This window comes from Aeromonas bestiarum (assembly GCF_028751155.1).
Classification (GTDB): domain Bacteria; phylum Pseudomonadota; class Gammaproteobacteria; order Enterobacterales; family Aeromonadaceae; genus Aeromonas; species Aeromonas bestiarum.
In genome coordinates this window covers 4,217,407-4,242,734 of record NZ_CP064746.1, presented here as the reverse complement: position 1 = coordinate 4,242,734, position 25,328 = coordinate 4,217,407, and the positions used below count along the sequence as shown (strand labels likewise).

At 60.7% G+C, this 25,328-nt stretch carries 18 protein-coding genes; 9 read left to right on the top strand and 9 right to left on the bottom strand.

The features are described from left to right. Window positions 1-27: 27 nt before the first annotated feature. The 4 genes from tapB to IU367_RS19640 all read right to left on the bottom strand — a co-directional run bounded on the left by tapB (window position 28) and on the right by IU367_RS19640 (window position 3,830). The gene (tapB, locus tag IU367_RS19655; protein ID WP_274454404.1) at window positions 28-1,743 is read right to left on the bottom strand and encodes a PilB family type IVa pilus assembly ATPase TapB; all 1,716 of its coding nucleotides are present in this window, start codon (window positions 1,741-1,743) and stop codon (window positions 28-30) included. Continuing rightward, a complete protein-coding gene (locus IU367_RS19650) occupies window positions 1,734-2,174 on the bottom strand; it encodes a pilin (RefSeq protein ID WP_274452886.1) in 441 nt (146 codons plus the stop codon). Before IU367_RS19650 ends, tapB begins: the two co-directional genes overlap by 10 nt. A gap of 322 nt (window positions 2,175-2,496) precedes the next feature. After that, window positions 2,497-3,354, bottom strand: coding sequence for a carboxylating nicotinate-nucleotide diphosphorylase (nadC, locus tag IU367_RS19645; RefSeq protein ID WP_274452884.1), 858 nt, complete (start codon window positions 3,352-3,354; stop codon window positions 2,497-2,499). A gap of 5 nt (window positions 3,355-3,359) precedes the next feature. After that, entirely contained in the window at window positions 3,360-3,830 is a 471-nt protein-coding gene (locus tag IU367_RS19640) for a retropepsin-like aspartic protease family protein (RefSeq protein ID WP_181003660.1), read from the bottom strand. 148 nt (window positions 3,831-3,978) lie between these two features. Between IU367_RS19640 and ampD the strand changes: the two genes are divergently transcribed. The 6 genes from ampD to IU367_RS19610 all read left to right on the top strand — a co-directional run bounded on the left by ampD (window position 3,979) and on the right by IU367_RS19610 (window position 12,963). Further along, the gene (gene ampD, locus IU367_RS19635) at window positions 3,979-4,551 is read left to right on the top strand and encodes a 1,6-anhydro-N-acetylmuramyl-L-alanine amidase AmpD (protein WP_043554347.1); all 573 of its coding nucleotides are present in this window, start codon (window positions 3,979-3,981) and stop codon (window positions 4,549-4,551) included. A 276-nt stretch (window positions 4,552-4,827) separates the two neighbouring features. Continuing rightward, entirely contained in the window at window positions 4,828-5,592 is a 765-nt protein-coding gene (gene pdhR, locus IU367_RS19630) for a pyruvate dehydrogenase complex transcriptional repressor PdhR (protein WP_042039018.1), read from the top strand. Window positions 5,593-5,660: 68 nt separating this feature from the next. Next, entirely contained in the window at window positions 5,661-8,321 is a 2,661-nt protein-coding gene (gene aceE / locus IU367_RS19625; RefSeq protein ID WP_042868032.1) for a pyruvate dehydrogenase (acetyl-transferring), homodimeric type, read from the top strand. Between the two features lie 85 nt (window positions 8,322-8,406). Next, window positions 8,407-10,296 (top strand): pyruvate dehydrogenase complex dihydrolipoyllysine-residue acetyltransferase, encoded by a 1,890-nt coding sequence (aceF, locus tag IU367_RS19620; protein ID WP_274452882.1) that lies wholly within the window; start codon window positions 8,407-8,409, stop codon window positions 10,294-10,296. Between the two features lie 160 nt (window positions 10,297-10,456). Beyond that, window positions 10,457-11,884: a dihydrolipoyl dehydrogenase gene (gene lpdA / locus IU367_RS19615; RefSeq protein WP_043554353.1), complete on the top strand. Its 1,428-nt coding sequence runs from the start codon at window positions 10,457-10,459 to the stop codon at window positions 11,882-11,884. A gap of 122 nt (window positions 11,885-12,006) precedes the next feature. Continuing rightward, window positions 12,007-12,963: a GGDEF domain-containing protein gene (locus IU367_RS19610; RefSeq protein WP_274452881.1), complete on the top strand. Its 957-nt coding sequence runs from the start codon at window positions 12,007-12,009 to the stop codon at window positions 12,961-12,963. Here IU367_RS19610 and IU367_RS19605 read toward each other — a convergent pair. The 3 genes from IU367_RS19605 to IU367_RS19595 form a co-directional block, all read right to left on the bottom strand. Beyond that, on the bottom strand, window positions 12,960-13,142 hold the full coding sequence (locus IU367_RS19605) for a hypothetical protein (protein ID WP_043137314.1): 183 nt from the start codon (window positions 13,140-13,142) through the stop codon (window positions 12,960-12,962). The two genes, IU367_RS19610 and IU367_RS19605, sit on opposite strands and share 4 nt — an antisense overlap. 144 nt (window positions 13,143-13,286) lie before the next feature. Then, window positions 13,287-14,933, bottom strand: coding sequence for a methyl-accepting chemotaxis protein (locus IU367_RS19600; protein ID WP_274452880.1), 1,647 nt, complete (start codon window positions 14,931-14,933; stop codon window positions 13,287-13,289). Window positions 14,934-15,101: 168 nt separating this feature from the next. Beyond that, window positions 15,102-17,012, bottom strand: coding sequence for a methyl-accepting chemotaxis protein (locus IU367_RS19595; protein WP_274452879.1), 1,911 nt, complete (start codon window positions 17,010-17,012; stop codon window positions 15,102-15,104). A gap of 250 nt (window positions 17,013-17,262) precedes the next feature. Between IU367_RS19595 and IU367_RS19590 the strand changes: the two genes are divergently transcribed. Both IU367_RS19590 and acnB read left to right on the top strand, forming a co-directional pair. Beyond that, window positions 17,263-19,521 carry a patatin-like phospholipase family protein gene (locus IU367_RS19590; protein WP_274452878.1) on the top strand — a complete coding sequence of 753 codons (2,259 nt, stop codon included), beginning with the start codon at window positions 17,263-17,265 and terminating at the stop codon, window positions 19,519-19,521. Between the two features lie 228 nt (window positions 19,522-19,749). After that, the gene (gene acnB / locus IU367_RS19585; RefSeq protein ID WP_274452877.1) at window positions 19,750-22,347 is read left to right on the top strand and encodes a bifunctional aconitate hydratase 2/2-methylisocitrate dehydratase; all 2,598 of its coding nucleotides are present in this window, start codon (window positions 19,750-19,752) and stop codon (window positions 22,345-22,347) included. Between the two features lie 84 nt (window positions 22,348-22,431). Here the strand turns inward: acnB and IU367_RS19580 are convergent, their stop codons facing one another. Then, window positions 22,432-23,181 (bottom strand): 3-oxoacyl-ACP reductase family protein, encoded by a 750-nt coding sequence (locus IU367_RS19580; RefSeq protein ID WP_274452876.1) that lies wholly within the window; start codon window positions 23,179-23,181, stop codon window positions 22,432-22,434. A gap of 176 nt (window positions 23,182-23,357) precedes the next feature. On the opposite strand from IU367_RS19580, the gene IU367_RS19575 reads away from it, so the two are divergent. After that, a complete protein-coding gene (locus IU367_RS19575) occupies window positions 23,358-24,281 on the top strand; it encodes a LysR family transcriptional regulator (RefSeq protein ID WP_274452875.1) in 924 nt (307 codons plus the stop codon). 71 nt (window positions 24,282-24,352) lie between these two features. Here IU367_RS19575 and IU367_RS19570 read toward each other — a convergent pair whose 3' ends face one another. Next, window positions 24,353-25,264, bottom strand: a complete 912-nt coding sequence (locus IU367_RS19570) for a LysR family transcriptional regulator (RefSeq protein WP_274452874.1) — start codon at window positions 25,262-25,264, stop codon at window positions 24,353-24,355. Window positions 25,265-25,328: the final 64 nt, after the last annotated feature.

The following is a 25,328-nucleotide window of genomic DNA, read 5'->3' as shown; positions in this document are numbered from 1 at the left end:
ATGAATCAGCTCGATCGATATGCACTGTCAGTTGGTGGTCACCCGATTGATTTCTGCCAGGCTGGTCACTCCCAGACGAGCCTTCTCAAGGCCTGATATACGCAGAGTGCGCATCCCCTCTTTTTGAGCAATGGCCGCAATTTGCAGAGAGTTGGCACCTTGCATGATCAATTTTGCAATGTTTTCAGACATTAGCATGATTTCGTAGATACCGACCCGCCCTTTGTAGCCACCCGAGCAATCCTTGCACCCCACGGGTTTGAACAGGCGTAGTCCAGCTGCCAGCTGCTGCTGGGTGAATCCCAGCTCCAGCAGTTCGGCTTCGGGTACCACCTCGGCGGCCTTGCAATGATCGCACAGCTTGCGGGCGAGTCGCTGGGCCATGATCAGGGTCACCGAGGAGGCGATGTTGAAGGCGGGCACTCCCATGTTCATCATGCGGGTCAGGGTTTCGGCGGCCGAGTTGGTGTGCAGGGTGGAGAGCACCAAGTGGCCTGTCTGAGCGGCCTTGATGGCGATCTCGGCGGTTTCCAGATCCCGGATCTCCCCCACCATGACCACGTCGGGATCCTGGCGAAGAAAGGAGCGCAGGGCACTGGCGAAGGTAAGCCCTGCCTTGGGGTTGACCTGTACCTGATTGACGCCTGGCAGGTTGATCTCCACCGGATCTTCGGCGGTGGAGATGTTCACCTCCGTGGTGTTGAGAATATTGAGACCGGTATAGAGGGAGACTGTCTTACCCGAGCCGGTAGGGCCTGTCACCAAGATCATGCCCTGCGGCTTGGAGAGGGCACGCAGATATTGGGCCTTCTGCCGGTCATCGAAGCCGAGTTGCTCTATGTTGAGCCGCGCCGCCGAGGAGTCCAGCAAGCGGATGACTATCTTCTCTCCCCACATGGTGGGCAGGGTGTTGACCCGCATGTCCATGGACTTGTTGCGGGACAGTTTCAGCTTGATGCGGCCATCCTGCGGCAGCCGCCGCTCTGCGATGTCGAGCCGTGCCATGACCTTGAGGCGGGCGGAGAAGCGGTTGGCCAGATTGACCGGTGGCGTCGCGATTTCGTGCAATATGCCGTCGATCCGAAAGCGGATGCGGTATTTGGTCTCATAGGGCTCGAAGTGCAGATCGGATGCGCCACGTTTGATGGCATCCATCATGATTTTATTGATGTATTTTACGATGGGGGCGTCGTCGTCGGTGGTGTTGACGCTCTCATCGAGTCGTGAGTTTTCGTCCGAGACTTCCAGCTCAGAGATCTCGGACTCGTCGATGTCCTCCATGCCGAGGGCATCCTGATCGCTCTCCAACAGCTTGCCGATGGCGGTCGTCAGCTTGTTCTCTTCGACCAGCAGCGCCTCGGTATGCAGCCCGAAGCTGAAGCCGAAATCCTCCAGCGCCGAGACGTTGGTCGGATCCGACATGGCGATATAGAGGGTATGGCCCTGGGTATAGATGGGCAGCACATGGTGTTTCTCAATCAGCTTCTGATTGAGGTATTTCTGCGGGATCTCGGCCAGGTCGAAGGCGGCAAGATCCAGCAGAGGTACCCCATACTCCAGCTCGCAGAAATCCGCCAGCGCCTTGCTGTCGAGGATCTCGTTCTCTATCAGAAAGGTCACAAAGGGCTTGCGCTGGGCCTTGGCTTGGCTCAGGTAGCGCTGTGAGTCGGACTCACTAAGCAGGGAAGAAGCGGCCAGGCTTAACGCCAGACCGCTATTGGGGCTAGATGTCATTATGGGCAGTAGTCGGTTTGGGCGGTACCAGCCGGATTTTCACACTTTTTGGTCCAGATTAGAGGTACTGCAGCAGGAGCTGACAATACTACTGAATCGTTAGTGGTTAATGGTGCCAAAACGGTATCGTCAACTGGTGATGCACTCACAATCACCGCGGAAGTACCATCAGACTCCGTGTATGTGACGGTTACGTTACCAATAGTTTCCGTTGCAGAAGAAGGCATACCAGGATCCCCTGCACCACAAGTTGTTAAGCTGCTGGACTGAACACAAACCTCCACGTTTGTTTTCCAAGCCCCCATAGCTGAAATCAGCTGGGTCATTTTAGATTTCTTGGTGTAGTTCTGATACGCCGGCAGTGCAATGGCCGCCAGGATGGCGACGATCGCGACCACGATCATCAATTCGATAAGGGTAAAGCCTGATTGTTTCTTCATGTCAAATATCCTTTTGTCCTTGGTTCCTGGGAAGTGCCGGTGGAAAACTATCCACACGTCAATATCTTATCCGAGCTGTCCGGCTTGGCAACAGAGGTTGTGGCCTTTGTTAACCACTTTTCTATCATTTACTGATAACTTGATATAAATCATAGACAAAGAGTCTATATCAACTCTTTTTAACTGGCGGGACTGGGTCCATCATCACACTCCTTTGCTGAGGGATCCTGCATAAAGAAAAGGCGCCCGTGGCGCCTTTTGCAAGTCCTTCATCTTGTTATATGTCACCGTCGTCATCCTGCGATTGTGACCCCCCCCCCGGCTAGACAAATCGCATCGAGAGATCCAGTGCCCGCACATGCTTGGTCAGCGCCCCGACCGAGATGAAATCGACGCCGGTGGCTGCATAATCAGCCAGCGTGTCCAGGGTGACATTGCCGGATACCTCCAGCTTGGCACGGCCCTGATTGAGGGCCACGGCGTCGTGCATCATGGGCACATCGAAGTTGTCCAGCATCACTATGTCGGCGCCGGCCAGCAGCGCCTGTTCCAGCTCGGCCAGTGATTCCACCTCCACCTCGACCGGTTTACCCGGATTGAGGCTACGCGCTTCGCTGATGGCCTCGCTTATGCCGCCGCAGGCGAGGATATGGTTCTCCTTGATGAGGTAGGCGTCGAACAGGCCGATTCTGTGGTTCTTGCCGCCGCCGCAGGTCACGGCATATTTCTGGGCGCTGCGCAGCCCAGGAAGGGTCTTGCGGGTATCGAGCAGGCGGCAGTCGGTGCCCGCCAGCTCGGCCACGTAGCGGGCGGTGAGGGTGGCGACGCCGGAGAGCGTCTGTACGAAGTTCAGTGCGTTGCGCTCGCCGGTCAGCAGCACGCGGGCCGGGCCATGCAGGCGGAACAGCTCCTGATTGGGGGAGAGCAGTTCGCCATCCTGTACCAACCACTCCACTTTTACCTCGCCACCGAGCTGGACGAACACCTCATCCACCCAGGGCTGCCCACAGAATACGCCAGCCTCGCGGGTGATGACCCGGGCGCTGGCCAGGCGATCCGCCGGGATCAGCTGGGCCGTGATATCGGCGCTGGCATCCGGTTGGTCCAGCGTGGTGAGGGCTTGACCTAAGTCTTCGAGTAGTGCGGCGCGCACGGCGCGGCGGATGTCCTGTTGTAACATGCCTGTTATTCCTGCAAGGGTCTGAGAAGCAACTGTCTGTCTTTCTGGCGCAATTCCAGCCGGCCCAGAGCATTCATGCCCACCAGGATCTCGTCCCCGTCGGCCGCCGGATTGATATAGATGGGCAAATCGTACAAGGTCAGCGGACCCATCACCAGTGTTTCAATCTGGCCGGTCTGCACCTGGATAGTGCCTGCTGCCGTGTTGACCAGGCTGTTGCCGTTGGGGCTCAGCCCGATGCGCTCGGCCACCTGACGTGGCACTGTGACCCGGGTTGCCCCCGTGTCCAGCAGCAGTTGCACCGGTTGGCCGTTGATGGCACCCTCCAGTCGATAGTGGCCGCTGGCATCGGCCTTGAGCAGCAGTTCGCCGCTGGCGGTGACTGTGGGTTGCGAGCGGGCGTGAAAATAGAGGGTCAGCAGCCCCATCAGAGAGAGCCAGGCCAGCAACCAGAAGCGGCGCGCCATCGGGTGCATATCCTTTCCAGAGTTGAGCAGAAGATGGTCCAGCCTATCACAGTTGCCAGGGTGGATTGAGACGATTGCGACGAGCCTGAGAGGCGGATCGCTTGGTTGCCCATCCGGCTTTATCAGATGCGTCATTCCATTGCAGATCGAGTAGATGATGACCCAGCCTAAAACAGTTTTTTCCATTGATTCAGACGGTTGGTGTGAGCAGGCCCGCAAGGTGCCGTCACCGCACCACAACGAGCGAGCCAGTTTGGACGATATCTCCCTGCTGGTGGTACACGGCATCAGCCTGCCGCCGGGGGAGTTTGGCGGGCCCTGGATCGACGATCTCTTCATGGGACGGCTGGACCCCGAGGCGCACCCTTACTTCGCCGACATTCATCAGTTGCGGGTCTCGGCCCACTGCCTGATCCGGCGGGACGGCGAGCTGGTGCAATACGTGCCGTTTGGCGCACGTGCCTGGCATGCCGGGATATCGAGCTGGGAGGGGAGGGAGGCCTGCAACGATTTTTCCATCGGCATCGAGCTGGAGGGAACCGATGAGCTGCCCTACAGCGATGCGCAATATGAGGTGCTGGTGGGGCTCAGCCGAACCATATCCAGCCATTATCCTGCCATTACGGCACAACGAATTGTCGGCCATTGTGATATAGCGCCAGGGCGCAAGACGGATCCGGGTGGCAGTTTCGAATGGCAGCGATATCGAAAAGCACTCAACTTTAAGTAAATATTCTAAAGATAAGTTAGTGTTTTTAAAATCAATGGCTTGCCTTTATGGTAGGCCATTTTTTCCTGCTGTTGATCAAATGTTGCCTGTGAGCCAGCTCAAAAATATTGGTCAGACCAATTTCTATGAGCTAAATCATAAATCCCTCTCTTTACCCCTTTAGTGGCAAGGCTGAACCTTGATTCAGATCATCTTTTGGGTGGACTTTTCCCAACTCCTCTGCTAATTTTCGCCCCATTCATGAAATTGGTAATACCAATTTAACAAAGTAGCCTCATGCCCTATCTCAAGATAACTCAACCCAAGCTGGCCGACGCCATCGTCGCCGAGCTGGAAAGCATGATTCTGGAAGGCAGTTTGCAGCCGGGCCAGAAGTTGCCGCCCGAGCGGGAACTCGCCATCCAGTTTCAGGTATCGCGCCCCTCCCTGCGCGAAGCCATCCAGCGCCTGGAAGCCAGAGGACTCTTGTATCGCCGTCAGGGCGGTGGCACTTACGTACAAAATGCCTTGAGCAAGGGGATCGCAGATCCCCTGTTCGAGCTGCTCAGCACCCACCCCGAAGCCCAGTATGACCTGCTGGAGTTTCGTCACGCGCTGGAAGGCATCTGTGCCTACTATGCTGCGTTGCGGGGGACGGAAGCCGATGCCGAGCGTATTCGTCAGGCGCAGTCCGCCATCGAGGAAGCCGGCCAGCAAGGTTCGCTGGTCACCGAATCCGCCGCCGTGACCCAGTTCTATCTGGCGGTGGCCGAGGCGTCCCACAACGTGGTGCTGCTGCACCTGTTGCGGGCCATGGGTCCCATGCTCGAGCAGAACATTTTACGCAATAACGAAATTTTGAATCGCCGTCCGGGAGTGGTAGCCAAGATCCGTCGTCATCGTGCGCATCTGATCGAGGCTATCCTGTCGGGGGCTCCGGAGCGGGCCAGGGCTGCTTGTCATGAGCACCTGGCCTTTATCGAGGACACCTTGTTGGATATGCAGAGGGAAGACAGCCGGATCCAGCGATCCATGCGTCGGATCCGTCAGCAGGAAAACTAATCCCACAAGGCTTTATTGTCGAATTCTTGCGCATCTTAACCGCCGTGCAATAACAATAGGAACCAGCCATGTCTGATATCCTGAAGAACGATGTGGACCCGATAGAAACGCTGGAGTGGCTTGCCTCTCTGGAATCCCTGCTGCGTGAAGAGGGTCCACAACGCGCTCAGTTCATTCTTGAACAGCTTGCCGAAAAAGCCCGCGTAAGCGGCGTGGACGTGGCTGCCAAGGCGAATCGCGACTACATCAATACCATCCCGTCCAGTGACGAACCGGCTTACCCGGGCGATCTGGAGATGGAACGTCGCATCCGCGCCATCATCCGCTGGAACGCCATGATGATAGTGCTGCGCGCCTCCAAGAAAGACCTGGACCTCGGCGGTCACATGTCTTCCTTCGCTTCTTCCGCGACCATCTACGAAGTCTGCTACAACCACTTCTTCCGCGCTCGCAGCGAGAAGGACGGTGGTGATCTGGTCTACTTCCAGGGTCACATCTCTCCGGGCATCTATGCCCGTGCGTTCGCTGAAGGTCGTCTGACCGCAGATCAGCTGGACAACTTCCGTCAGGAAGTGGACGGCAAGGGTATCCCTTCCTATCCGCACCCGAAACTGATGCCGGACTTCTGGCAGTTCCCGACCGTCTCCATGGGTCTGGGCCCCATCGCCGCCATCTATCAGGCTCGCTTCCTGAAGTACCTGACCGACCGTGGCATCAAGGATTGTTCCGAGCAGACCGTTTACGCCTTCCTGGGTGACGGCGAGATGGACGAGCCGGAAGCCAAGGGCGCCCTGACCGTTGCCGTGCGTGAAAAGCTCGACAACCTGGTGTTCGTGGTCAACTGCAACCTGCAGCGTCTGGACGGTCCGGTCGTGGGTAACGGCAAGGTCATCAACGAGCTGGAAGGTCTGTTTGCAGGCGCCGGCTGGGATGTCACCAAGGTTATCTGGGGTCGCAAGTGGGATGAGCTGCTGAAGAAAGACACTTCCGGCAAGCTGATCCAGCTGATGAACGAAACCGTGGACGGCGACTATCAGACCATGAAGTCCCGCGATGGCGGCTACGTGCGTGAGCACTTCTTCAACCGTTATCCGGAAACCGCCGCGCTGGTCAAAGACATGACCGACGAGGAGATCTTCGCCCTGAACCGCGGTGGTCACGACCCCCGTAAACTGTTCGCCGCCTTCTCCAAAGCCGCAGCGACCAAGGGCAAGCCGACTGTCATCCTGGCCAAGACCATCAAGGGTTACGGCATGGGCGAAGCGGCCGAAGGCAAGAACATTGCTCACCAGGTCAAGAAGATGGATCTGGGCTCGGTGCGTCACCTGCGCGATCGTTTCAACCTGCCGGTCACCGACGAGCAGCTGGAAGCACTGCCGTACCTGAAGATCGAAGAGGGTACCGAAGAGCACAAGTACCTGCACGCCCGTCGTGCCGCACTCAAAGGCTATGTACCGACCCGTCTGCGTGAGACCACCACTCAGCTGGAAATCCCGGCGCTGGAGACCTTTGGTCCCCTGCTGGGCGAGCAGGCTCGCGAGATCTCCACCACAATGGCGTTCGTGCGTTCCCTGAATGTGCTGCTGAAAGACAAGTCCATCGGCAAGCGCATAGTACCGATCCTGGCTGACGAAGCCCGTACCTTCGGTATGGAAGGCCTGTTCCGCCAGATCGGCATCTACAGCCCGCACGGCCAGCAGTACACCCCGCAAGACCGCGACATCGTCTCCTACTACAAGGAAGACAAGCAGGGTCAGGTTCTGCAAGACGGTATCAACGAGCTGGGCGCCATGTCCTCCTGGCTGGCTGCTGCGACCTCTTACAGCACCAACGACTGCCCGATGATCCCGTTCTACATCTACTACTCCATGTTCGGCTTCCAGCGAGTCGGCGACATGGCGTGGGCAGCCGGTGACCAGCAAGCCCGTGGCTTCCTGCTGGGCGCGACCTCGGGTCGTACCACCCTCAACGGCGAAGGTCTGCAGCACGAAGATGGTCACAGCCATATCCTGGCGAACACCATCCCGAACTGTGTCTCCTATGACCCGTCCTACGCCTATGAAGTGGCGGTGATCGTGCAGGATGGTCTGCGTCGCATGTACGGTGAGAAGCCGGAGAACGTCTTCTACTACATCACTACCCTGAACGAGAACTACGCCATGCCGGCCATGCCGCAAGGCGCCGAGGAAGGTATCCGCAAGGGTATCTACAAGCTGGAAACCGTGGCCGGCAACAAGGCCAAGGTACAGCTGCTGGGCTGTGGTTCCATCCTGGGTCATGTACGCACCGCCGCCCAGATCCTGGCGAGCGAATACGGCGTGGGTTCCGACGTGTTCAGCGTCACCTCCTTCAACGAACTGGCCCGTGATGGTCAGGACGTGGATCGCTGGAACATGCTGCACCCGACTGCTGAGGCTCGCGTGCCTTACATCGCCACAGTACTGGGTTCCGATGCCACCATAGCCGCGACCGACTACATGAAGTCCTTCGCCGATCAGGTGCGTGCCTTCGTACCGACCGAGAACTACCGCGTGCTGGGTACCGACGGTTACGGCCGTTCCGACAGCCGTGCCAACCTGCGTCGTCACTTCGAAGTGAACGAATTCTACGTGGTGGTTGCTGCCCTGACCGAACTGGCCAAGCGCGGCGAGATCGACAAGCAGGTTGTGGCCGATGCCATCACCAAGTACGGCATCGATGCCGACAAGGTCAACCCGCTGTACGCGTAAGAGGATCGAGTGCAGTGCCGGGACACATTGCCCGGCACTGCCTTGCAAAGGTTAACGCGACAGACGCGTAAGAGGATAAAGCACTATGTCCAAACAGATTATGGTTCCGGATATCGGCGCCGATGAAGTTGAAGTCACCGAGATCATGGTGGCCGTGGGTGACAAGGTCGAGCTCGACCAGTCCCTGATCGCCGTGGAAGGTGACAAAGCCTCCATGGAAGTCCCGGCTCCGGCTGCCGGTATCGTCAAAGAGATCCTGATCAAGGTGGGCGACAAGGTTGCCACCGGTTCCCAGATCATGATCTTCGAAGCGGAAGGCGCTGCCGCGCCGGCGCCGGTTCAGGCTGCCGCCCCGGTTGCCGCTGCTCCCGCTGCCCCTGTGGCCGCCGCTCGCAAAGACGTCCATGTCCCTGACATAGGTGACGACGAAGTGGATGTGACCGAGATCATGGTTGCCGTGGGCGACATGGTTGAAGCCGACCAGTCCATCATCGCCGTGGAAGGTGACAAGGCCTCCATGGAAGTACCGGCGCCGTTCGCGGGCCGCGTGGTCGAGATCAAGGTTGCCGCCGGCGCCAAGGTTGCGACCGGTTCCCTGGTGATGGTATTTGAAGTGGCCGGTGCCGCTTCTGCCGCCGTTGCCGCGCCGGTTCAGGCTGCCGCTCCCGTGGCTGCTGCACCTGCCGTTGCCGCCGCCAAAGAGGTCAATGTACCCGACATCGGCGGTGACGAAGTCGAAGTGACCGAAATCATGGTCGCCGTGGGTGACAAGGTCGACGCCGACCAGTCCCTGATCGCGGTGGAAGGCGACAAGGCCTCCATGGAAGTGCCTGCACCGTTCGCCGGCATCGTCAAAGAGATCAAGGTGAAGGCGGGTGACAAGGTCTCCACCGGTTCCCTGATCATGGTATTCGAAGTGGCTGGTGCTGCTCCGGCCGCTGCCGCTCCGGTTGCTCAGGCCGCCGCCCCGGTCGCTGCTGCACCTGTTGCTGCGGCTCCGGCTCCGGTTGCCCAGGCTGCTGCCTCCTCCGACTTCGTTGCCAACGACGCCTACGTACACGCCGCCCCGGCCGTACGTCGCCTGGCCCGTGAGTTCGGTATCAACCTGGCCAAGGTGAAAGCCTCAGGTCGCAAGGGTCGCATCGTCAAAGAAGACGTGCAGGCCTATGTGAAGGATGCGGTCAAGCGCGCCGAGTCCGCCCCGGCTGCAGGTCAAGGTACTGGCCACGGCATGAGTGTCCTGCCGTGGCCCAAGGTTGACTTCAGCAAGTTCGGCCCGGTCGAAGAGCTGGAACTGACCCGGATCCAGAAGATCTCCGGTCCTGCCCTGCATCGCAACTGGGCCATGATCCCGCACGTTACCCAGTTCGACGAAGCCGATACCACGGATCTGGAAGCGTTCCGCAAAGAGCAGAACCTGCTGGCCGAGAAGCAGAAGCTGGATGTGAAGATCACCCCGCTGGTGTTCATACTGAAAGCCGCCGCCAAGGCCCTGGAAGCACACCCACGCTTCTGCAGCGCCCTGTCCGAAGACGGCAGCAAGCTGATCATGAAGAAGTACATCCACATCGGTGTGGCGGTAGACACCCCGGGGGGCCTGGTGGTGCCTGTGGTGCGTGACGTCAACAAGAAGGGCATCTACGAGCTGTCTCGCGATCTGGCCGAGATCTCCAAGAAGGCCCGTGCCGGCAAGCTGACCGCTGCCGACATGCAGGGCGGTTGCTTCACCATCTCCAGCCTGGGTGGCATCGGCGGTACCAGCTTTACCCCGATCGTCAACGCGCCGGAAGTGGCCATCCTGGGCGTATCCAAGTCCGAGATGAAGCCGAAGTGGAATGGCAAGGAGTTCGTGCCGCGCCTGATGCTGCCGCTGGCCCTGAGCTATGACCACCGCGTCATCGATGGTGCCGATGGAGCCCGCTTCATCACCACCATGAGTGGCGTGCTGTCCGACATTCGTCGACTGGTCCTGTAAGTGAGAGGGCGGGCCCAGAGCCTGCCCTTTTTACTTCTCATTTCATTAACAGGATTGTAAACTTGCCCCGTTTTTTCACGGTTGCAGCCGCCTTGTTTGGCATTGAGTTGGCATAAGACTGCGCCGTCCGGGGATATATAAGAACGACAAAGAGGTCATGATGAGTAAAGAAATCAAAACTCAGGTCGTAGTACTGGGTGCTGGCCCTGCCGGTTATTCCGCTGCTTTCCGTGCCGCCGATCTGGGTCTGGATACCATTATCGTCGAGCGTTACTCCACCCTGGGTGGCGTCTGCCTGAACGTGGGTTGTATCCCGTCCAAGGCACTGCTGCACGTCGCCAAAGTCATTGAAGAAGCCAAGGCGCTGTCCGAACACGGCATCATCTTCGGTGCCCCGCAGACCGACATCGACAAGGTGCGCCTGTGGAAAGAGAAGGTCATCAACCAGCTGACCGGCGGTCTGGCCGGCATGGCCAAGATGCGCAAGGTTCAGGTTGTTAACGGCTTTGGTAAATTTACCGGCCCGAACACGCTCGAAGTGACCGGGGAAGACGGCAAGACGACCGTGACCTTCGACAACGCCATCATAGCGGCCGGCTCCCGTCCGGTGAAACTGCCCTTCATCCCCCATGATGACCCGCGCGTATGGGATTCAACCGATGCGCTGGAACTGACTTCCGTACCGGGCAAGCTGCTGGTGATCGGTGGTGGCATCATAGGTCTGGAGATGGGTACAGTGTACTCCTCCCTGGGTTCCGAGATCGACGTGGTGGAATTTGCCGACCAGCTGGTACCGGCTGCCGACAAAGACATAGTCAAGATCTACACCAAGCGCGTTGCCAAGAAATTCAACATCATGCTGGAGACCAAGGTCACCGCAGTTGAAGCCCGTGCAGACGGCCTGTACGTCTCCTACGAAGGCAAGCACGCCCCGGCCGAGCCGGTACGTTACGACAACGTGCTGGTGGCGGTAGGTCGTGTGCCGAATGGCAAGCTGATGGATGCCGAGAAGGCCGGCGTTGCCGTGACCGAGCGCGGTTTCATTGAGGTGGACAAGCAGCTGCGTACCAACGTGGCCCACATCCACGCCATCGGTGACATAGTCGGTCAGCCCATGCTGGCCCACAAGGGTGTCCACGAAGGCCACGTCGCGGCCGAAGTGATCGCCGGCAAGAAGCACTACTTCGACCCGAAAGTGATCCCGTCCATCGCCTACACCGAGCCGGAGATGGCCTGGGTTGGCCTGACCGAGAAGGAAGCCAAGCAACAAGGGCTGAACTTCGAAGTCGCCACCTTCCCGTGGGCGGCTTCCGGCCGTGCCATCGCCTCCGATTGCTCCGACGGCATGACCAAGCTGATCTTCGACAAGGAGAGCGGCCGCGTCATCGGTGGTGCCATCGTGGGTACCAACGGTGGTGAACTGCTGGGTGAAATCGGTCTGGCCATCGAAATGGGTGCCGACGCCGAAGATATCGCGCTGACCATACACGCTCACCCGACTCTGCACGAGTCCGTGGGTCTGGCTGCCGAAGTGTTCGAAGGCTCCATCACCGACCTGCCGAACGCCAAGGCCAAGAAGAAGAAATAATCCTCTTCTCGCAGCCAACATTGAAAAAGCCGCTCACTCGAGCGGCTTTTTGTATATAGCTGAGATTTGTTCGGAGCTGGTTGCTATGCTAATGACTTCCATATCACTTGCTGGAGTCCGCCATGCAAACACCGGCCACCCCTGACAACGAGCACCTGCGCCTCGATGCGCTGCGCCGCATCACCATTCTGGATACCTCTGCCGAAGAAAGATTCGACCGGATCACCCGCATGGCCCGCAACATGTTCGATGTGCCCATTTCGCTGGTGTCGCTGGTGGATAAGGATCGGCAGTGGTTCAAATCCTGCTGCGGTTTGCCCGTGCTGGAGACGCCGCGGGACATCTCCTTCTGCGGTCATGCCATTCTTGGCGATGGCCTCTTCGTGGTGGAGGATGCGGCCCGGGATCTGCGCTTTGCCGACAACCCGCTGGTATCCGGGGATCCCCACATACGTTTCTATGCGGGCAGCCCGCTGCAGATTGCGGAGGGGTACAAGCTGGGAACCCTGTGCATCATAGATCGCAAGCCACGCCTGCTGGATGAACGGCAGCGGGACTTGCTGACGGATCTGGCCGGCATGGTGGAGCGCGAACTGGCGGCGATCCAGCTGGCGACCATGGATGAGCTGACCGGCATCACCAACCGGCGCGGTTTCATGCTGCTGGCACACAAGTGTCTGCAACTCGCTCATCGTCAGGGGCGAGCGGCAACCCTGTTGTTTCTCGACCTCAACCGGTTCAAGGAGATCAACGACCGGCTGGGGCACGACGTCGGTGACGATGCCCTGCAACAGATGGCGTGCCTGATGTGTGGCGTCTTTCGGGATGCGGACATCTTTGCCCGACTGGGTGGGGATGAGTTTGCGGTATTGCTGCCGGGCACGGGACCGGCAGAGGTGCCACGGGTGCTGGCACGGCTCGATGAGGCCCTGGCCGGGTTCAACCGTTCGAGCGGAAAACCCTATCGACTGACCTGCTCGACCGGGGTGGGGCACTATGATGCGCTTTCGCCACCGGCGCTGGATCTGCTGCTGCAACAGGCGGACAAGCAGATGTACGATTGTAAAAAAGGGCGCTAGCAGCGCCCTTTCTTGGCTTGTCCCGGCGGACAGAAGGTGCCATACCCTCCGCGATCGCCATCACTGACCCGGATCCGGGTATCGTCCACGCTGACATCGGCCCCGTGCACTCGCACAGGCCCGCTGCTGCAGGCGCAGAGCAGACTTCCCAGCAACATAGTCACAACCAGCTTGCCCATAATGCCTCCTGTTATTTCCCTGATTATGGGGCATTTCCAGGCGGGGGCGGAGGCGAGTTTGCGAGTATGCGTCACGGCTTGCCGCTGATATGACAGGGAGCGCGACTGCGCTCCCTGAGTTGGAGGATAAAGGGCTGGAAAGGGTTACAGACGGAAATGGCCGACCAGCTTGTCGAGCTCGCCGGAGAGCTGTTGCAGGCCGCGACTGGCGTCGGTCAGCTGGTGGGCTATGTCGGCGGTTTCCATGGTGAGCTGGTTGATGTCCTCCACGTTGCGATTGAGCTCGCCTACCACGCTGGACTGCTCCTCGGTGGCGGTGGCGACCTGGATATTCATGTCGTTGATCTGGGTGATGTAGGCGGTGATCTGGCCGAGTGCTCCGTTGGCCTCATCGGCCTGGGTCACCACCGCCAGACTCTGGCTGCGGCCCTGGGTCATGGCGCTGACCGCACGGGCGCTCTGTTCCTGCAGCCGATGGATCATGCCCTGGATCTCGGCGGTGGAGGCGGCGGAGCGGTTGGCGAGGTTGCGCACCTCGTCGGCCACCACGGCGAAGCCGCGTCCCTGTTCACCGGCGCGTGCCGCCTCGATGGCGGCGTTGAGCGCCAGCAGGTTGGTCTGCTCCGAGATGCTGCGGATGGTCTCCAGAATGCTGCCGATGGAGTCGGTCTGGGTGGCCAGCGACTCTATCACCCCGGCTACCTGCGCGATCTCGTCGGAGAGGCCGACTATGCCGTGGCGGGCCTGAGCCACCACGCCGGCGCCCGTTTCGGCCTGATCGTTGGCCTGCCTGGCCACTTCGGCCGCCTGCGAGGCATTGCCGGCAATCTCGCTCACCGTTGCCCCCATCTCGTGGATGGCGGTGGCCACCTGCACGGTGCGATCGCGCTGGGCGGTGCAGTTTTGCTGGGTCAGCTGGGCCTTGTTGGCGACCTCGTCGGCGGTGGCTGCCAGCTGGTGGGAGTTGCGGGCAACCTGCTCGATGGCGCTGTGGATCTTGCCGACGAAGTGATTGAAACTCACTGTGATCTCCGCCAGTTCGTCGTTGCCGCTCAGCTGGGCACGGGAGTCCAGTGCCAGATGCTCGGCGGCATAGCCTATGTATTGCTGCAGGAAACCGACCCGGCGCTTGAGGTTCATCAGAATGAGTACCGAGACCAGCAGCGAGATGAGGATAGCGCCACTGATGATGGTGATCATCTGCATCCGCCCGCTGGCATAGCTCTGCTCACCCAGCTGGTGGCGCTGCTGGGCTTGCTGGATCAGGCCGTCGAGCAGGGCGTTAGCATCCTTGCGCATGGTGCCATAGGTGACTGTGTAGCGATCCCGATAGATGCCTCTTGCCGCTTCCATGTCCCCCTGCTCCAGCGCCTGCAGCATGGGAGCCAGCTCGTTGCTCGCCATGCCCTCGAACTGGCTCAGCAGTTGCTGGGCATTGGCCCTGGCCGCCGGATCCGTCTGGGCGGTCACCGCCTGCTGCATGGCCTGGCGCATCTCGGGTATGTCCTCCTCCCGACTCTCCTTGACCCGGGTGATCACCCCTTTCGCATCCTTGAGAGAGGTATCCTGCAACAGCATCATGTCGATGCCGACCCGCATGCGGGGAATGCGCGACACCACCTCCGCCATGGCGCGCATGGGGGTGGCCGTGTTCTGGTAGAGCTCGGTGGATTGCTGCTGGATGGAGCCCATGCTTCGCAGGCTGGCACCCCCCACGAGCAAGAGGGCGAGGCAGGGGACTGTGACAGCCAGGATCAGCTGCAATTTGAGCGTCAGTTTACCTTCTAGCAAGGGAGTGCTCCTTCATGGCTGGCCATGATGTGGTCCAGATGGTTTGTTGCCAGTATAGATATGAATTGGCCGACTCCCTGGCAAAGGGCAGAACGGCAGAACGGCAGAGCGGATAGCGAAAGGGAGCGCCATGGCGCTCCCTTGTTGATCACTGGCTGCCGATGCCGGTCAGAGCCGGAAGTTGCCGACCAGCTTGTCGAGCTCGCCGGAGAGCTGTTGCAGGCTGCGGCTGGACTCGGTCAGCTGGTGGGCTATGTCGGCCGTCTCCATGGTGAGCTGGTTGATGTCCTCCACGTTGCGGTTGATCTCGCCTACCACGCTGGATTGCTCCTCGGTGGCGGTGGCGACCTGGATGTTCATGTCGCTGATCTGGGTGATGTGGGCCGTGATATGGCCGAGGGCGGCATTGGCCTCGTCAGCCTGAGCCACCACTTCCAGACTCTGGCTGCGGCCCTGGGCCATGGCGCTGACGGCGCGGGCGCTCTGCTCCTGCAAGCGGTTGATCATGCCCTGGATCTCGGCGGTGGAGGCTGCGGATCGGCTCGCCAGGTTGCGTACCTCGTCGGCCACCACGGCGAAGCCGCGGCCCTGTTCACCGGCGCGGGCGGCCTCGATGGCGGCGTTCAGTGCCAGCAGATTGGTCTGTTCCGAGATGCTGCGAATGGTGTCGAGTATGCTGCCGATGGAGTCGGTCTGGCTGGCCAGCGACTCGATAACGCCCGCCACCTGCTCTATTTCGCCGGAGAGCCCGACTATGCCGTGGCGCGCCTGGGCTACCACCAGGGCGCCGGCATCGGCCTGATCGTTGGCCTGCCTGGCCACGTCGGCCGCCAGCGAGGCGTTGCCGGCTATCTCGCCGACTGTGGCCCCCATCTCGTGGATGGCGGTCGCCACCTGCACTGTGCGGTCGCGCTGGGCGGTACAGTTGTGCTGGGTCAGCTGCGCCTTGCTGGCCACCTCGTTGGCGGTGGCGGCCAGCTGGCGGGAGTTGCTGGCGACCTGCTCGATGGAGGCGTGGATCTTGGCGACGAAGTTGTTGAAACCGGTGGCGACCTGGGTCAGTTCATCGCGACCTTCCACCTTGAGACGCTGGGTCAGATCCCCGTCGCCACTGCCCAGTTCACGGAACAGGCGGGCCAGTTCGTTGAGCGGGCGGCTGACCGAGCCTGCCAGCAGCATGCCGAGCAGCCCCATGCCGGCGGCGATGGCCAGACTGACCAGCAGTATGTGCAGCCGCGCTTTGTCCAGCTCGGCATAGATCTCGGCTTCCGGCACCTGGGCCACCAGATACCAGTCGAGCAGGGGGATGTAGCTGGTGGCCAGCACCACGGCCTGGCCATCGACCTCGGCGTGGGTGGCGGCGAACGCCTGCTTGCTCAGCAGATTGGTGCTGCTGCCGCTGGCCAGCTGGGCCAGGTTGTCCCGGTCTATGCGGGCGGCATCCGGGTGCAGCTTCACCTTGCCGCTGCCATCCGTCATGAATACGAAGCCGCTGTCGCCGATGCGGAAGTTGGCGAGCATGCTGACCATGCTGTCGAGGGACTTGGCGAGCCCCGCCAGCCCACGGCCGTTGAGCTGCTGGAAGTTGACGAACAGCTTCACCTCGCCGTTGGTCTCGCGAAAGATGCTGAGCATCAGGTCTTGCGGGCTCTTGGTATAGCCGTAGAACCAGGCGTCCTGCTCCGGGGTCAGGTTGCGCAGGAAGCCGTCCTGGTTGTAGTAGGCGGCACTCTGCCGGTCGGCGAAGGAGGCGGTGACCAGTCCGTACTGGGTCGTCATGTCCTTGAGCTGATCTATGAGGATGGACTCCTGCTCCTTGGGCATGCCGCGGGCGACCCAGTCCAGCACGAAGCGATCATTGGCCAGCTGCCTGGCGGCGCTCGCGACCGAGGTGAGATCCTTCTCGATCTCCTTGCCGATGCGCTGGGTCAGGTTGGGCAGCTCCTGCTCGAACATGCGGGTTTCGATCAACTGCTGCGCCGAGCGCTGGCTGAAATAGCCTACCAGCAGGCAGGAGAGCACCACGGCCAGGGTGACTGTGGCCAGAATTTTCTGTTTGAGTGTCAGGCTTGCAAGCATAGGAGTGACTCAGGAGTGTGGACACGGGATTGAGCCCATATTAGCGGCAGCGCCGGGGTGCCCTTGAGAGGCTTGCCGGTTTTATTGGCAGATTGCGTTTGCGCTCACAGGGTGGTGCCGGATTGTTCAGCCTCATTGGCGGCTCGGCGAGTGCGCCATATCGCTGTCGTGGCGGTTGCGGTTCCTTTTTCGCACCTTATAGTAGGCTTCATTGCTCACTTGGCTCGCACTGGATTCAATGGAAAATCATATGCGCATCTTTCGTCGGGGATGGACCCACCTGTTTCTGGTTTTGCTGGCTTGCCTGCCGTTCATGGCGGCGGCCCAGTCCGATCGGCCCAGGATTGCTCTGGTACTGAGTGGCGGCGGCGCCAAGGGGGCGGCCCATATCGGCATCCTCAAGGTGCTGGAGGAGAAGCGCATTCCGATCGACATCATAGTGGGCACCAGCATGGGCTCCTACGTGGCGGGCATGTACGCCATGGGGCTCAGCGCCGAGGAGGTGGAGCGCACCACGCTCGCCATCGACTGGAACAAGGGCTATCAGGACAAGGTCGGTCGTGACGAGCTCTCCCTGCGCAAGAAGCAGCAGAGCGAGAAGTACCAGCTGCGCACCGATATTGGCATCAACGGTGACTCGGTCCAGTTCCCGGATGGTTTCTTCCAGGGGCAATCCATGGCCAGCCTGTTGCGCCACGCCACTTCCAACCTGCCGGCGCAGAAGAGCTTCGACGACCTGCCCATTCCCTATCGCGCCGTGGCGACCGACATGGAGACAGTGACCCCTTTCGTGCTGGATAGTGGCAGCCTCGCCAAGGCGATGCAGGCCTCCATGTCCATTCCCGGCGCTCTCAAGCCGGTGGAGTGGGAGGGGCATATCCTGGCCGACGGCGGCACAGTCAACAACATGCCGGTGGACGTGGCCAAGGCGATGGGGGCCGACGTGGTGATCGCGGTGGATATCAGCGCCAAGCTGCGTACCAGGGAATCCCTCAAGTCCGGCCTCGCCATGATAGATCAGCTCACCACCTACATGACCCAGGTCGGTACCGACAAGCAGAAGGCGCTGCTGGGGCCGAAAGACATACTGCTCACCCCTGAGTTCGGCGGCATGGGCATAGCCGATTTTGCCCTGATGCCGGAAGGGATCAAGCGGGGGGAAGCGGTGGCCAATCGCGCCTCCGCCCAGCTCGACGGGCTCTCCCTCTCGCCCGCCGCCTACACCGCCTATCGCAATCAGAAGCTGAGCCGGCGCGCCGAGCGCAGCGGTCAGCCCGCCTACTACATCGACAAGGTGGAGATCCTCAACAAGTCACGCCTCTCCGACGAGACGGTGCGCGCCATGCTGAAGGTGCGACCGGACAAGGTGCAGACCAACGAGAGCCTGGAGGCAGGCATTCGCCGTCTCTACGCGCTGGAGTCGTTCGATCGCATCACCTATGAGGTGGAGGAGCGGGAAGGCGAGAACGTGCTGGTGGTGGATGCCAGCGAGAAGAACTGGGGACCGGGCTACCTCAACTTCCAGTTCGGCTTCTCCGACGATTTCGAGAGCAGCTCCAACTACAACGTCGGCATGTCCTACACCCTCACCAACGTCAATGACTGGGGGGCCGAGTGGCTGACCGAGGCGTCGCTCGGCACTGCCAAGCACCTCAAGACCGACTTCTACACGCCGCTGGAGCCTTCCCAGACCTTCTACGGCGAGGCGAGTCTGGCCTATGACAAGACCCAGCGCCGCATCTTCACTCCCGAGGAGACGAGGACGGAAGATGGGGTGAGCTATATCGATTCCGAATACAGCTTCACCAGCGCCGACTTGGCGGTGGGCTGGAATCGCCAGCCCTGGAGCCGCCTCTCGCTGGGGCTGGAGGGAAAAGTGGGCGCCATCGACATTCGCAACGTGGCGGATGCCAAGGTGGATGCCTCCTCCTGGGGCCCTTATGTCCGCTTCGAGCACGACACCCTGGACAGTCGCTACTTCCCCTATCAGGGGGTCTACTGGGACGTCAAGAGCGGCTACTCCCACGTCAAGATAGAGCCGACCGGCGAGCCGACGGAGAACACCGAGGGGATCAACTACCACCTGACGATGATCAAGCCCTGGTCCTGGGACAGGCACAGCCTGAACCTGATGCTGGAAGGGGGCGGCTCCACCTCGCAGGAAGAGTACCCGCTGTTCGTGCAGGATCTGGGTGGCTTGTTCCGGCTGTCCGGCTTCCAGCACTACCAGCTCAGCGGTCGCTACAGCCTGTTTGGCGGCCTGCGCTACATCTACCGGGTGGCGGACAACGACTTTGGCGCACTGCGGGCCCCGCTCTACCTGGGGGGCTCCCTGGAGCAGGGCGGGGTATGGGACAAGGGGGAGGACATCAACATGGAGAGCTCCTTCACCGCCGGCTCCGTCTATGTGGGGGTGGAGAGCTTCCTCGGCCCCATCTTCCTCGGTTATGGCATGGCGGAGGGGGGCAACAACATGTTCTATCTGCAATTGGGCACCACATTCGAATAACGGCCAAATGATGCCTTTTTGTTAACTTATTTCTGGCGTGTCTTTTATCTGCCGACAAAACCTGAGCAAGTTTAAATGGTTATGTTGTTTTGATGAATATGTGTACAGGGTTTGGATTTTAATTAGTCGTTAAAACTTATATAGTGGGGGGCACCCTACGGGTGTCCCGCAAGGACGATCGCCGCGAGCGTGGGCGAACCCCAAAAAAAGACCAAAGAGGAATTAGTCGTGCTTGAAACATACCGTAAACACGTCGCAGAACGTGCCGCCGAGGGCGTGGTCGCCAAACCTCTGGATGCAGAGCAGGTCGCCGCCCTGGTTGAGCTTCTCAAGAACCCGCCCGCTGGCGAACAAGACTTTCTGAAAGAGCTGTTGTCCTCCCGTATTCCCCCTGGTGTTGATGAAGCGGCCTATGTCAAAGCCGGTTTCCTCACCGCCATCGCCAAGGGCGAAGCCCACTCTCCCATCCTGACTACCGCCGAAGCCGTTGAGCTGCTGGGCACAATGCAGGGTGGTTACAACATTCAGCCGCTGATCGATCTGCTGGACCACGACACCCTGGCCCCTCTTGCCGCCAAGGGCCTCTCCCACACCCTGCTGATGTTTGACTCCTTCCACGACGTGGAAGAGAAGGCCAAGACGGGCAATGCTCACGCCAAGCGGGTGATGCAATCCTGGGCCGATGCCGAGTGGTTCCTCTCCCGTCCCGAGCTGGCCGAGAAGATCACGGTCACAGTGTTCAAGGTGACCGGCGAAACCAACACGGATGATTTGTCACCGGCGCCGGATGCCTGGTCCCGTCCCGACATTCCGCTGCATGCCCTGGCCATGCTGAAAAACGCCCGTCCCGGCATTACCCCGGACAATGACGGCACCATAGGCCCCATCAAGACCATAGACGCCCTGAAAGAGAAAGGCTTCCCGCTGGCCTATGTGGGCGACGTGGTCGGTACCGGCTCTTCCCGCAAATCCGCCACCAACTCTGTGCTCTGGTTCATGGGCGACGACATTCCGTTCGTGCCGAACAAGCGCGCCGGCGGTGTCTGCCTCGGCGGCAAGATTGCCCCCATCTTCTTCAACACCATGGAAGATGCCGGCGCCCTGCCCATCGAGGTGGATGTCTCTGCGCTTGCGATGGGCGATGTGATCGACATCTACCCCTATGCCGGCAAGATCTGCAAGCACGGCACCGAGCAGGTGCTGGCCCAGTTTGAACTCAAGACAGAGGTGCTGATCGACGAGGTGCGTGCCGGTGGCCGTATTCCGCTGATCATAGGCCGTGGCCTGACCGACAAGGCGCGGGAAGTCATGGGTCTGCCGTTCTCCACCGTGTTCCGCCGTCCTGTGCCCGTTGCCGATACCGGCAAGGGTTACACCCTGGCCCAGAAGATGGTCGGCAAGGCGTGCGGCGTGAAGGGCATTCGTCCCGGCACCTACTGCGAGCCGCGCATGACCACGGTCGGCTCCCAGGACACCACGGGCCCCATGACCCGCGATGAGCTCAAAGACCTGGCCTGCCTCGGCTTCTCCGCCGATCTGACCATGCAGTCCTTCTGCCACACCGCCGCCTATCCCAAGCCCATAGACGTGCAGACTCACCATACCCTGCCGGACTTCATCATGAACCGCGGTGGCGTCTCCCTGCGTCCGGGTGACGGCGTCATCCACTCCTGGCTGAACCGCATGTTGCTGCCGGATACCGTGGGTACCGGTGGTGACTCCCACACCCGTTTCCCCATCGGCATCTCCTTCCCGGCGGGTTCCGGTCTGGTGGCCTTTGCCGCCGCCACCGGCGTCATGCCGCTGGACATGCCGGAGTCCGTGCTGGTGCGCTTCAAGGGCGAACTGCAACCTGGCATCACATTGCGTGATCTGGTTCATGCCATCCCCTACGCCGCCATCCAGAAAGGACTGCTGACCGTCGAAAAGGCAGGCAAGAAGAACATCTTCTCCGGCCGCATCCTCGAGATCGAAGGCTTGCCGACCCTGAAGGTGGAGCAGGCATTCGAGCTGGCCGATGCCAGCGCCGAGCGCTCCGCCGCCGGTTGCACCATCAAGCTGGATCAGGCGCCGATCATCGAGTATCTCAAGTCCAACATCGTCATGCTGAAATGGATGCTGTCCGAAGGCTACGGCGACCCGCGCACTATCACCCGTCGCATCAAGGGGATGGAAGAGTGGCTGGCCAACCCTGTGCTGATGGAAGCGGACAAGGATGCCGAGTACGCCGAAATCATCGAGATCGATCTGGCCACCATCAAGGAGCCCATCCTGTGCGCGCCGAACGATCCGGACGATGCCCGCCTGCTCAGCACTGTGGCGGGTGACAAGATCGACGAGGTGTTCCTCGGTTCCTGCATGACCAACATCGGCCACTTCCGCGCCGCCGGCAAGCTGCTGGAGAAGTTCCAGGGCGAGCTGCCGACCCGCATGTGGATAGCCCCGCCCACCAAGATGGACAAGGATCAGCTGACCGAAGAGGGCTACTACGGCATCTTCGGCCGGGTCGGTGCCCGCATCGAGATCCCGGGCTGCTCCCTGTGCATGGGCAACCAGGCGCGCGTGGCGGAAGGGGCCTCGGTGGTCTCCACCTCCACCCGCAACTTCCCGAACCGTCTGGGCAAGGGTGCCAACGTCTATCTGGCCTCTGCCGAGCTGGCTGCCGTGGCAGCCATCATAGGCAAGATCCCGACCGTGGCCGAGTACCTGCAGTACGCCAAGACGCTGGATGCCACTGCGGCTGACACCTATCGCTACCTCAACTTCAACGAGATCGCCTCCTACACCAAGAAGGCCGATGCGGTGATCCTGCAGCAAGCGGTATAAGGATTGGCGCCGGTATGGCGCAGACAGTCCACTAAAAAGCCCCGGCTCATGCCGGGGCTTTTGTTTGTGACGTCGTGCTGAGGGTCAGGCGGAGAAACCACCGTCTATGGTCAGGCTGGCGCCTGTGATATAGCCCGCTTCGGGCCCGGCCAGGTAGGCGACGAAGCTGGCGATCTCCTCATCCTTGCCGTAACGGGCCAGCGCCATCATCCCCTTGAGCTGTTCTGCCGATTCCCCGTCCGCCGGGTTCATATCGGTATCGACCGGGCCCGGCTGCACATTGTTCACCGTGATGCCCTTTGGGCCCAAATCCCGTGCCATGCCTTTGGTCAAACCGACCAGGGCCGATTTGCTCATGGCGTAGACGGACCCACCCGCCATGGGGATGCGGTCTGCGTTGGTGCTGCCGATGTTGATGATGCGCCCCCCCTTGCCCATATGATGGGCCGCCTCCTGGCAGGCCACGAACACGCTGCGGATGTTGACGGCCAGGGTGCGATCGAGATCGTCTAGGGTCAGCTCTTCAATGTTGCCCCATACCAGCACCCCGGCGTTGTTGACCAGGATGTCCAGTCGACCGAAGGTGGTGACTGTCTGTCGGATGGCGTGCTGCAAAGAGACGGCATCCGCACTGTCGGCACGGATGGCCAGCGCCTTGCCGCCTGCCGCCGTGATGGTCGCGACTATCTCTTCTGCCTTGCTGGCCGAGGAGACATAGGTGAAGGCCACGGCGGCACCGTCACGGGCGAGGCGTTTTACAATGGCGGCGCCAATGCCGCGCGAACCACCTTGTACGAAGGCAACTTGTCCACTGAGGGGGGTAAGGGTCAACATCCGATCTCTCCTGTCTGGTCATGAAGTCGTGTCTGAGCGAGTTGGGAACTCAAGGGCATCCAATCCATCACCGGCAAGATGCGGCGTTGAATGAGCCTGTAAACAGTGTGATTGATTCCTTGAAATTGATTAAGTGGCTATTATTCCAATCTCTATTTCCTTCAGGGACTGAATCCATGGCAGTACAAGACCCTTTCCTGAGTGTCAGGCACTTTGTCGCCGTGGCGCAGTCGGGCAGCTTTACCGTGGCGGCATTGGCGTTGGGGCTGACCGGTTCGGCGTTGAGCAAGAGCATAGTGCGCCTGGAGGCGCGACTGGGGGTCAAGCTGTTGCATAGAACAACCCGCCGGGTGAGTCTGACCCGGGAGGGGGAGGCGTATCTGGCCAGTTGTCTCCAGGCGATCCGGGTGCTGGAGGAGACGGAGCACAGCTTTGCATCGGGACAACAGAGCCCATCGGGTCGCGTTCGAATCGATCTTCCCGCTGCGTTCGGCCGCCGGCACGTGCTGCCGATCCTGCTGGATCTGGCTGGCAGCCATCCGCAGCTGGATCTGTCGGTGACCTTCAACGAGCGCAAGGTTGATCTCGTTCATGCCAACATCGATCTGGTGGTGCGCATAGGTGCGCTGGAGGATCAGGCCGATCTCGTTGCGCGTCGTCTGGGAGAGCAGAAGCTGGTCATCTGCGGGGCCCCTTCCTATCTGGCCCGGCGCGGGGTTCCCCTGACCCCGGATGAGTTGTCACGGCACGACTGCATCATCGACTGGCGAGCTGGGCATCGCCATGGCTGGCTGCTCAGGAATGGGGCGGGCCGGACGGAGGCTTACGACATCCCGGTACGCTACGAGATGGGAGATGGTGAGGCCGTACTGGCTGCGGCGCTGGCTGGCCTTGGCCTGGTTCAGGTGCCGACCTGGCTGGTCAACGAGCAGCTGGACTCGGGAGCGCTGGTCTGTGTGCTTCATGACCAGTCCGGTGGCGAGATGCCGATCAATGTCATCTGGGCCAGGAGCCAGCACATGCAGCCCAAGCTGCGCGTAGTGGTCGATGCCTTGTTGCTGGCGGCGCAAAAGAGTGGCAGTGGTTTCCGGGCCCGCTGAATCCGTGTCGTCACTGTCCGGCGACCACACGCGAGCCAGGGAAGCAGGTTGGGCCCGCGAGGTGTCGTGACCTATTTGCTCAGGGATTGCAGCCAGTTTGCCAGCTTCTCATGGGGGCTGCCGGGAATCGGTGGCGCGGGGGCGAGCAGGTGATAGCCGGTGCCATCCGGGATGAATCCGAGCGGGGCGACCAGCAGGCCGGCGGCGACATCGTCGCACACCAGCCGATAGGGGCCTATGGCTACGCCAAGGCCCGCCACGGCTGCCTGCAGGCTGAAGTAGAAGTGCTCGAAGGTCTGGGTCGGTGCCTCGTCGCTCGCACCCTGTCCGGCCTGCGCCTGCCAGCTTTGCCAAGCGGCGGGACGGGTCCTGGTGTGCAGGCGGGGGGCCGAGGGGCGCAGAGCCGGCAGCTCTCCTCCTGGCTCGAAAAACTGCGCCACCTTGCCCGGTTGGCAGACCGGCCCGGTCAGCTCTTCGAACAGCAGCTGGCTGTAAAGGTCGTCAGGCCAGTGAAAGTCGTTGCGCCGGATGGCGAGATCTATGCCGTTGCCAAAGCTGAGGGCGCCACCACCGGCCATCAGATGCACGTCCAGCTCGGGGTGCAGGGCTTGAAAGGCGGGCCAGCGCGGGATCAGCCAGCGCATCAGCAGGGTGGGCTCGCAGGAGATGACCAGCGACTGGGGCTTGCTCTGCTGGCGCAGCGCCTGCGCCGTCTGCCGGATCCTGCCCAGCCCTTCCCTGACGGCCTCATGGAGCCTGCTGCCCGCCTCGGTCAGAAAGACCCGGCGCTGGCGGCGTTCGAACAGCGGGATCCCCAGATCCTCCTCCAGCAGGCGCACCGCCCGGCTGATGGCGCCATGGGTGAGATGCAGCTCATCGGCGGCGCGGCTGAAGTTTTCGGTGCGGGCAGCCACCTCGAAACAGCGCAGGGCCGTCAGGGAGGGGAGGGAGAGGTCTTTCTGTGAGTTATTATCACCATTCATGTCAGAAGTTATCGTTCGTTATTGGTGCGGATGCCAAATAAAATAGCCGATATCTCTCAGCATC